Source organism: Geminocystis herdmanii PCC 6308, from assembly GCF_000332235.1.
Taxonomy (GTDB): domain Bacteria; phylum Cyanobacteriota; class Cyanobacteriia; order Cyanobacteriales; family Cyanobacteriaceae; genus Geminocystis; species Geminocystis herdmanii.
This window is the reverse complement of record NZ_CM001775.1, coordinates 1,570,050-1,580,129: the sequence shown is the minus strand read 5'-3', so window position 1 is coordinate 1,580,129 and position 10,080 is coordinate 1,570,050. Positions and strand designations below refer to the sequence as shown.

Sequence of the window (10,080 nt, the reverse complement as noted above, 5' to 3'; positions counted from 1 at the left end):
AGAACATATATTCAGTTTTCCCAAACTATCAATGTATGCTTCTTTCTCATGAATCATTCCTGATTGCTATATATTTGGTTTTTAGAGATATTTATTTTAAAAACGATTCGTTGGGTGATTTTGATTATGGCGATCGGATTTATTTTTTTAATCCCCCTCGTTGTCTTAAATACTAATCGTTTAATCGACTCTAGCAAAGAGCAAATCACCGAACAACTGGCAACTCAACTAAATCAAATCAAAAATGTGGATTCTCAATTAGATCAAGTCTCTGATATAAATCAAATTATTGCTTTAGGTAAATCTTTAGGGTTGAATACCGATGATTTTCCTAGTATCCCTAAGTCACAAGTAAAAACACAAATCAGAACAAGATTAGCTACTTTTAAGTCTAATGTGGAACAACAAAGTGTGAACACACAAAAACAACAAACTCGTAGTATTCTGAAAAATAGTGCAAAAATACTGTTTTCGGGAACAATTATGTTTTCAATTTTTATTATAATTTGGTTAGTTATCGGACGAGTATATATATAAATCAGGTGTTAATTGTCATTGCGAGGCACGAAGTAATCCCCTATAATTAACCCTATAAGGTGATTTCTGACAATAATTATACCCGATCGATCTCCCCTAACCCCCTTAAAAAAGGAAGAATTATTGAGAATATTGGTATATTCTTTCTTGGAAACCACCTAAGTACATAAATGGTTTGCTTAAAATGAAATCAGTCTCTAAACATTATGGATGCAATCACTTATACTCAAGCTAGGAAAAACTTTACTTGTGTAATGAATCAGGTTTGCGAAAATCATGCTCCAATTATCATTACTCGTCAATCAGAAAACCTTGTAGTAATAATGTCCCTTGAGGATTATAGCTCGATGGAAGAAACATTGTATTTATTACGAAGTCCCAAAAATGCTCAACGACTTTATAAAGCATTAGGAGAATTAAAACACGGAAAATACGAAAGCCATGAGTTAATCGAAGAAGAATAAAACCCATGAAAATTTCTTTTTTAGACGACGGTTGGCATGATTATTTGTATTGGCAAAATCAAGATAAAAAAACCTTAAGAAATTATGTTGAAAAAGCTGAAATTACCACCAATGATTAAGAGTGAACAACTAGATAAATTCGATCGAAATTTTCTTTTTTTGGTGATGTTGTCAGCCCTAGGGGCGATCTATTTATTGCTCTATTGGCGAAGTAATACTAATTTTAATAATTTTTTCATCGAGTCTATATTTATTATTGGTCTTTTTTATCAAATTTATCAGAAGCAGATTCGCTTAAATACCTCTAGTAATTATGTGGCACAAATCATCGGTTTTGCCATAATTTTAGTATTTTGTTTCAAGGCTAAATATTTATTTCTTGTAGAAGCATCGATATTTTTATATTTTTTCCCTATCCTCACTTTATTAGGGTATATTTTGTTTGTCTCTGGTTTTCGAGGAATTTATCAATTTCGTCGTGAGTTATTTCTGCTCACCTTCGTTGTTTTCTTATCTAATATTTTACGTTTTTTAAGTAATAGATATGAAGGGTTATCTCTCACTTTTATCTCTGCAAAATTAAGTTCATTTTTCCTCTACTATATCGGTTTTGAACCTCAAAGACAGGGAACAATTATTTTGGTGAATGATGGAGCAGTGGATGTATATTTTGATTGTACTGCCGTACCTTTATTGATTCCATTACTCAAAATGTCTCTGATTGTACCCTTGTTTTTTCCTTCTTTATATAAGAAAATTTTTTCCCTGTTTTTCCTTTCCTTCGTTATCAGTTTTATCTTATCCCTTATTAGAATAGCGATCATGGCTTTAGTGGTGAATGATAAAACCGCCTTTAATTATTGGCATGGCTATGAAGGAGGAAATCTTTTTACGATGATTGGTATGGGCATATTTTTTGGTATTATCCTCATCAAAACTCCTAGTCATAATCCTGATGAAATAGAATCACCCCCTCCAAAAACCAAAGTAACATTAAGAGATTTGCCGATTTTTTCCTCTGGTTTAATATTAATTATTGTTTTATTAAATTTTATTTTCGATACCCGTACTTTGGCAGGTGCTAATCGTGTTGCTGATTATGAGTTACCTCAAAATATTGAGCTTCCTTACTTAGATTTACAAGACAGTTTCTCTCAACCTCTTATCCCCATTTCTGAAGATGATCAACCAATTCAACCTCCAGAAGAGTTAAACTCTCAACAGGATTATGATGTGATTTTGTCAGAACGTACCTATAAGTTTCAAAAAGGTGATGATATTGTAACGGTTAATTTACGGTATCTGACTAATACTTTTGGTACGATCGAATCTTATTACCAAAATTATACGAATGTACCAAAACTAGAAAACTCGATCGATCGATCGTTTGAAGATAACTATTATTTAAAATTTGTCAGTGATAATCAAACTCATTTAACCGCTTGTTTAAATTCAGAAGGCAAAACCACCGTTACACGAGCTCAATTTGCTTCCTATTATCATCGAGCTTATGTTCAACCATCGAAGCTATGGGATTGGCTCATGGGAAAAAGACTACTACAAGATCGTCGTTGTCTATGGATTGAATTATCCGTTGATAATAATAGTAATGTATCAGAAGAAGAACTAACTAAAATTTTATCTTCGATCGTGGAATATTGGCAATCTCGTTTTCCTCCTTTAAGATAATTAACCTGTCTAAAGCAGGTAACAGGTTTGATTTTCAGAAGATTATATTATTTAGGGTTTGCTGAATAAGTCAGAAAGCTATTAAAATCAACGATTTAGACACACTACATTAACAAAAAATTGCACAGTTTTAGCAATTTTTACGAGAAAATCAAGCATTTTTAACCTTATTTTTTTGAAGTAATAAGGTTTTCCCCTGTACTTTGTATAATCTGAAAACCTTTATTTTTCATTCTTTAACCTGATACCTGATACCTGATACCTGACACCTATCCCCATCAAAAGACTTTTTCAGCAGACCCTATTTAGTCCAAAAATTGAAAACAAAAAAATCAATTAAGATATATTTTTTATCAATTCTTTAACCTAATACCTAACACCTGACACCTGACACCTTTACACCACCGAAAATTTTATGGTTCACTCAGGTAATTAACGAACGGATATTATAAGTATTTCTTTTATCATCTATCCCCTATTTTCATCAAAAAACTGGTTTAGTAATCTCTAATTAATCACTCTAAAGGTTAAACTAACAAGAGAAAACTTAGATTAAAATGTAATTAAATTTTATGCCTTGGTCTTATCCAGTTTTAGCAATGGCATCGGAAACGGAAACTGCCGATCCTTCTTTGATTTTAGCAGGGGTTTTATTAAGTCTCGTGGTGATTTATTTCGCCAGTAAACTTGGCGGTGAATTATGCTCCCGTGTCAATCTTCCCTCTGTATTAGGGGAATTGGTGGGGGGGGTACTTATTGGGGTATCCGCCTTCAAATTATTGGTTTTTCCTGAAGGGGGTTTAGGGGCAGAAGATTCTCTGATTATTCAGTTACTACAAACCACTGCCAATCTTGCACCGGGTACAGAAGAAGCGACTTTTCACACCATGAGTGAAGTAATCGAAATTCTCTCGGAATTAGGGGTAATTATCTTACTGTTTGAGATTGGTTTAGAGTCTGACTTAAAAGAATTAATTAGAGTCGGTCCTTCCGCTGCGATCGTAGCTGTAGTGGGAGTAATTGCACCCTTTGTCTTAGGCACATTAGGATTAGTATTTTTATTTCATCTTCCCACCGTACCCGCCGTATTTGCAGGGGCTGCGCTAACTGCTACCAGTATCGGTATCACCGCAAAAGTATTAGCTGAATTAGGTAAATTAAGTTCTACAGAAGGACAAATTATCATCGGTGCTGCGGTATTAGACGATATTTTAGGAATTATTGTGTTAGCCGTAGTTGCTAGTCTTGCTAAAACAGGAGAAGTCCAAGTTAGTCAAATTATTTACTTAGTGATAGCCGCAGGGACTTTTTTAATTGGTACTATTTTAATCGGGCGTTTAATTAGCCCTTGGTTAGTTAGTATCGTAAATGAAATGAAAACTAGAGGCAGTATTTTAATTGTCGGTTTAATCTTTGCCTTTATTTTGGCTTACATTGCTAACGTGATTCAATTAGAAGCTATTTTAGGAGCTTTTGCCGCTGGTTTAGTTTTAGCAGAAACCGAAAAACGTAAGGAATTAGAAAAGCAAATTATTCCTGTAGCGGATGTATTTGTACCTATTTTCTTTGTGTGTGTGGGTGCTAAAACCGATTTAAGCGTCTTAAATCCTGCGATTCCTAGTAATCGAGAAGGCTTAATTATTGCCTCTTTTCTGATTGTAGTTGCGATCGTCGGAAAAGTTGTTACTGGATTTACCCTATGGGGACAAGAAAATATTAACAAGTTAGCCATCGGTGTTGGTATGATACCAAGGGGAGAAGTAGGATTAGTGTTTGCTGGTGTTGGTTCAGCTAGTGGTGCATTATCTCCCGCTACGGATGCCGCTATTATTGTTATGGTTATTGCCACAACATTTATTGCGCCTCCCTTACTAAAAGCCGTATTTAAAGACGACGAGACACTGGAAACCAAAACAGAAACAAATTAATTGTCAATAATCTCAAGGAATTAGGAATTATTAACACTTGACGTTCTTACACTTACCTGTGGTACAGATGCGATCGCTTCTTCGCAAACACAGGCTTTATACCATAAAAACAGGATTTATATTATAAAAACAGGGTTTATACCATAAAAACAGGGTTTATACCATAAAAACAGGGTTTATACCATAAAAACAGGGTTTATATTATAAAAACAGGGTTTATACCATAAAAACAGGGTTTATACCATAAAAACAGGGTTTATACCATAAAAACAGGATTTATATTATAAAAACAGGGTTTATACCATAAAAACAGGGTTTATATTATAAAAACAGGGTTTATACCATAAAAACAGGGTTTATATCATAAAAACAGGGTTTATATTATAAAAACAGGGTTTATACCATAAACCCCTACGATTTTTTAATTTTCCATAACTTATTCTAATCAAAACTATTATAATTTTATGATGTGTGTTAACTAGAGCTAAAGAGAAAAAATATGGGGGCTACAGATTATAAAGATTATTATTCCGTATTAGGAATCAATAAAAGTGCCACTTCTGATGAGATTAAAAAAGCATTTCGCAAACTAGCCGTTAAATATCATCCTGACAGAAATCCCGACAACAAAGAGGCAGAAGAAAAATTTAAAGAAATTAGCGAAGCCTATGAAGTTTTAGGGGATACAGAAAAGCGTAAAAAATATGATCAATTTGGGCGTTACTGGCAACAAGCAGGAGCAAAACAACCGGGGCAATCTCCTTGGGGTAGTCAGGGTAATAAAACAAATGTCAATAACTTTAACTTTGGGGATTATGGTAGTTTTGATGAGTTTATTAATGATTTATTAGGTCGTCCTTTTGGTAGCAGTTCTCGTAATACATCAGGCTTTAATCAAGGTTTTAATACTCAATCTACCTCAAGTTCGGCAAAAGGTAGCGATATTGAGCAAAATATCAGTCTTAGCTATAGTCAGGCTTATCATGGGGTGGAAACAAAACTGACTTTATCGGCGGAAACCGTTAATGTCAAGATTCCTGCTGGGGCTAAAAATGGTACTAGGATTAGGTTACGAGGTAAAGGACAAATGAACCCGTTGAGTAAACAAAGAGGCGATCTTTATCTCAAGGTAGAATTGAAACCCCATGATTTTTTTCAATTTGAGGATGATAAGTTAGTGTGTGAAGTGCCGATTACTCCTTATGAGGCGGTTTTAGGCGGTGAGGTTAGTGTACCCACTCCCCAAGGGGAAGTCAAGGTAAAGATTCCTGCGGGTATTCGTCAAGGGCAATCTTTGAGACTTAAAGGTAAGGGTTGGAGTAGTGCTAAGGGTGATTATGGGGATTTATTAGTTAAGATTTCGATCGTAACGCCCCAAAATATCAGTAGTCAAGAAAAAAAATATTACGAAAGAATTAAGGAGATAAGTCAAGATAATCCTCGTTCTTCTTTAACTCAAGTTAAATTATAGAAAGATTAAGGTAGAAGGTCGAATTGAAAATGGAGAATTGACAATAAATGGGACATAATTCATAATTAACGATGAAGAATTTAAAAAAAATTATGGAAAATCAACAGTACGAGTTTGATCAATCCCAAAATGAATTAATTTCAGACTTAGCTAATAAAATGCGTTTTGTTGCCTATCTATCTGTGGCGGTAGGTACTTTATCATTTATTGGAGGCTTTATTCCTATATTAGACATCGCCAATATGATTCAAGGTACAATAATGGTCATCATGGGAATTTGGACAATTAAAGCGGCTTCTTCCTTCAAAAAAATAGTTGATACAAAGGATAATGATATTGTTAATCTGATGGGTGCTTTAGGTGAATTACGCAAACTTTATGGATTGCAATACTGGTTATTTATTATCGGGTTAATATTTATTGTCCTTGCCCTTGTTTTTGCTATTATCATTGCTATTGTTGCCAATGCCAATTAAAAACAAAAACGTTCTTGTATCGAACTTTCAACTCTTATAATGATTAATTACAAAGAATCTTATCCCCTAGCAGGAGAAACAATTTTAGTTACCCGTGCCGTTTCTGCTAATAGTGAATTTCGACAAATGTTAGAAGCTAAAGGCGCAACGGTGTTAGAATTTCCTGCTTTAGTGATTAAACCTCCCTCCTCATGGCAACTTTTAGATCGCTCGATCGAGCATTTATCGACATATAATTGGTTAATCTTAACCTCCGCCAATGGAGTTGAATATTTTTGTCAACGATTACATCATCTTGGGAAAGACAAAAATCACTTAAAACATCTCAAAATCGCCGTAGTCGGTACAAAAACCGAGCAATATTTACAGAAATATCAAATTTCGGCGGATTTTATTCCCCCCAACTTCATTGCGGATTCTTTAGTGGAGAATTTTCCCGAATCTTTATCTCAACAAAAAATCTTATTCCCTAGAGTTGAAAGTGGCGGTAGAGAAATTTTAGTGCAAGAATTGACTCAAAAAGGTGCGATCGTAACAGAAGTACCAGCTTATCAATCAGGATGTCCAGATGCTATAGACGAGACAGCATGGGATGCTTTAATTAATGAGGTTATTAGCATGATTACCTTTGCTAGTTCTAAAACCGTGCAAAATTTTTATACTTTAGTTAATCAGGCGATGGTAGAGTATCCCCATTTAACTATCGATTCTATCTTAAAAGATGTTTCGATCGTCTCGATCGGACCTCAAACCTCCCTCACCTGTCAACAACTATTTAAAAGAGTTGATATAGAAGCCCAAGAATACACCCTAGAAGGGTTAACCCAAGCCATTATAGAAACGAGAAAGTAGGGACGCAAGGTTTGCGTCCGTTAGAATAAATAATCCTAATTCCTACAGCAGAAAGTTATTTATTGATGGCTTCTCCAGTAACAGGAACGAAATCGCCATGAATAGTTAAAGCTAATAACATTTCATCGTTTTCAGAGATTAATTTGCCACTTAAAACGCAACTTTCATCTTTTCTGGCAGTAGCAGGAATAGTCGCACGAATATCAGTTTTAGAAAAATTAGGACGGTATTCTCCAGATTTTTGTTGAACATAATTCCAAAGAATATCTCTGATTAAAGTTTGATAACCTTGACTACCAGATAACGATTTTAAGCTATCTTTGAGAGTTTTCTCTAAACGGATACTGGTTACTTCCATTTGAGTTGTCGAAGTTCTGTGTACGCCACGCATAGTTTTAGTTCCTTTGATTATTTAGACATTAGGTAAGACTAGGGTAATATAAATACTCCCCATATTGCAACAATTTTTGTAAAAGATTTACAAAAACTTAATATTTATTATTACACAAAAGTGATCAAAATGAAACTTTTTTTTGGACATTTGAATTATTCCATAAAAAATTCTTGATTTTTCGTTTATTTTCAAGGCTTATTGTTAAAATATGTAAACAATAATTTATCAATGATAACCATGACTGTAAAATTGGTTGGACTCAAGGCAGATCATTTTCGTCACCCCCTCGATTTAAGGGCAACTACTCAATTAAAACAAATTCCGGGATTAGACTTAGCGATGAGGGGGCTTTTAGGAGGCGTAGCAGAAGATTTTTTCTATCTCAATAATCTTGCTTCGAGTATCTTGATTAGTGAAAAGCAGTTGCCAGATTTACATAATTTGTTACTATCGGCTTGTGAAATTTTAGATATTGAAGTACCACAATTATATATTCAACAAAATCCTGTACCAAATGCTTATACTTTAGCTATACGAGGTAAAAAACCTTTCATCGTTATTCATACTTCCCTGTTAGAAATCCTCACGGATGAGGAAATTAAAGCCGTTATCGCCCACGAATTAGGACATTTAAAGTGTGAACATGGGGTTTATCTCTCCCTTGCGAATATTATGGTATTGGGGGCTGGTTTAATACCCACTTGGGGAGGGATACTTGCTCAATCTCTACAAAGTCAATTACTGCAATGGGTTCGTTGTGCTGAATTTACCTGTGATCGATCGGCTTTATTAGTAGTACAAGAACCGAAAATCGTTATGTCGGTACTGATGAAGTTAACGGGAGGTTCTCCTAGTATTGCAAGTAAACTCAACTTAGAAGCCTTTATGGAGCAGGTAAGACACTATAAAAATATGGGAGAAAGTGACATTGGTAAAATGTTGCAGGAAATGCAAACAGGGCAATTAACCCATCCTGTACCCATTATTCGGGCAAAAGAAATTGAACATTGGGCTCGATCGAGCAGTTATGATGAGTTGATCAAAAAGGGTAAAATAAGTTATAATAGCGAAAGTAACCATTCGGGCGGATGGCGAAATTGGTAGACGCACCACACTCAAAATGTGGCGACTTCGGTTGTGCGAGTTCGAGTCTCGCTCCGCCCACTCTCTACATCCTTTACTATATCTTCTTTTCAGATAGTTTCATCTATCTTTAATTAAAAATCTTCAATTATTTTTCAACAATTAAAGATAAATTGAGATTGTGAAAACTGATTTTAAAACCCGTTCTAACTGTGTTTAACTTTTACCGAACCTTAAAGGATTGATAGAGAGTTAATGATTGTTAATAAGACTAAATCTTTGTAGTGTGATTTTTGATTCGGTTGGTTTCCTCTTAGTTTCGGGTTGGTGTGGCGGAGATCCATATATGTCCACTAAAAGATAGTGCATCCTAACCGCATCCAAAATAACAATAATACTTGAATACTTAAAACAGTTCGGAACTAAGTTGATAACCTTTACTAACTTGTTTCCATAGGATCAACCCTTAAAGGTTTGATAATGCACAATGACAAGTTAATCATGGGTAACAAAGGGTTATATATAGCAATAAGGAATCATTTGTGAGAAAATACTAAAAACAATTAGTAAGAAAAATTGTGAAAGAATTAGACCAGTTTATCGAATCAAATCCAGATTCTAGAGAATTAAAAAGGGCATTAGCAGTCAGAATGACCCTTCAAGGTTATTCACATCGGGCAATCAAGAAAATTCTCCAGGTCTGTTCAGGATTTATTAGTAAATGGAAAGAACAATATATTATTCATGGCATAGAAGCACTCAAATTAGGATATAAAGGTTCGGTGGGATATTTGAGTAAAGAGGAAAAAACAGAACTGTTTCAATGGCTAAACAGTCAAGAAAGTTTGACCTTAGGGGAATTAGAATATTATATAGCCCAAAAGTACGGGAGTAACTTATCAGGCAAAATCAAGCTATTATGATCTATTAGATGAAGGACAAATATCATGGAAAAAATCCCAAAAGAAAAATTCCACAAAAAAATCAAGATTTAGTGGATAAAAAAAAGAAGAAATAAAGGAATATATCGAGAAAAATAAAGAAAAATAGAGTTGGGGAACTTAAAAATATTTTTTGTGGATGAATGTCACTTATTATGGGGTGATATTTGTGGATATGTTTGGGGGAAAAAAGCAGAGAGAATAGAAGTGCCAATTAGAAATGAAAAAGAGAGACAAACTTATTA

Annotated in this window: 10 protein-coding genes, 1 tRNA gene and 1 pseudogene; 11 read left to right on the top strand and 1 reads right to left on the bottom strand. The window is 34.4% G+C overall.

Translation table 11 applies throughout. The features are described from left to right. The first annotated feature begins 63 nt into the window (after positions 1-63). The 8 genes from SYN6308_RS08035 (at position 64) to SYN6308_RS08000 (ending at position 7,417) form a co-directional block, all read left to right on the top strand. On the top strand, positions 64-537 hold the full coding sequence (locus SYN6308_RS08035; RefSeq protein ID WP_017293924.1) for a hypothetical protein: 474 nt from the start codon (positions 64-66) through the stop codon (positions 535-537). Between the two features lie 206 nt (positions 538-743). Next, positions 744-1,001, top strand: a complete 258-nt coding sequence (locus tag SYN6308_RS08030) for a type II toxin-antitoxin system Phd/YefM family antitoxin (protein WP_017293923.1) — start codon at positions 744-746, stop codon at positions 999-1,001. Between the two features lie 5 nt (positions 1,002-1,006). Then, positions 1,007-1,120 carry a type II toxin-antitoxin system YoeB family toxin gene (locus tag SYN6308_RS24485; RefSeq protein ID WP_017293922.1) on the top strand — a complete coding sequence of 38 codons (114 nt, stop codon included), beginning with the start codon at positions 1,007-1,009 and terminating at the stop codon, positions 1,118-1,120. After that, positions 1,113-2,690 (top strand): exosortase/archaeosortase family protein, encoded by a 1,578-nt coding sequence (locus SYN6308_RS08020; protein WP_017293921.1) that lies wholly within the window; start codon positions 1,113-1,115, stop codon positions 2,688-2,690. The genes SYN6308_RS24485 and SYN6308_RS08020 overlap by 8 nt, the downstream gene beginning before the upstream one ends. 572 nt (positions 2,691-3,262) lie before the next feature. Next, positions 3,263-4,618, top strand: coding sequence for a cation:proton antiporter (locus SYN6308_RS08015; RefSeq protein WP_017293920.1), 1,356 nt, complete (start codon positions 3,263-3,265; stop codon positions 4,616-4,618). A 499-nt stretch (positions 4,619-5,117) separates the two neighbouring features. Next, positions 5,118-6,089, top strand: a complete 972-nt coding sequence (locus tag SYN6308_RS08010; protein ID WP_017293919.1) for a DnaJ C-terminal domain-containing protein — start codon at positions 5,118-5,120, stop codon at positions 6,087-6,089. A gap of 71 nt (positions 6,090-6,160) precedes the next feature. Continuing rightward, positions 6,161-6,565: a DUF5362 family protein gene (locus SYN6308_RS08005; RefSeq protein WP_017293918.1), complete on the top strand. Its 405-nt coding sequence runs from the start codon at positions 6,161-6,163 to the stop codon at positions 6,563-6,565. A 39-nt stretch (positions 6,566-6,604) separates the two neighbouring features. After that, complete coding sequence (locus tag SYN6308_RS08000; RefSeq protein ID WP_017293917.1) at positions 6,605-7,417, top strand: uroporphyrinogen-III synthase; 813 nt, start codon at positions 6,605-6,607, stop codon at positions 7,415-7,417. Between the two features lie 55 nt (positions 7,418-7,472). On the opposite strand, the gene SYN6308_RS07995 is transcribed toward SYN6308_RS08000, so the two are convergent. Beyond that, positions 7,473-7,808, bottom strand: coding sequence for a hypothetical protein (locus tag SYN6308_RS07995; protein WP_017293916.1), 336 nt, complete (start codon positions 7,806-7,808; stop codon positions 7,473-7,475). Positions 7,809-8,048: 240 nt separating this feature from the next. Between SYN6308_RS07995 and SYN6308_RS23840 the strand changes: the two genes are divergently transcribed. The 3 genes and pseudogenes from SYN6308_RS23840 to SYN6308_RS22100 all read left to right on the top strand — a co-directional run. Continuing rightward, entirely contained in the window at positions 8,049-8,915 is an 867-nt protein-coding gene (locus SYN6308_RS23840; protein WP_144051411.1) for a M48 family metallopeptidase, read from the top strand. Further along, positions 8,894-8,975 (top strand) — tRNA-Leu (locus SYN6308_RS07985). The genes SYN6308_RS23840 and SYN6308_RS07985 overlap by 22 nt, the downstream gene beginning before the upstream one ends. 497 nt (positions 8,976-9,472) lie before the next feature. After that, positions 9,473-10,080: pseudogene (locus SYN6308_RS22100) on the top strand (helix-turn-helix domain-containing protein); the annotation flags it as partial.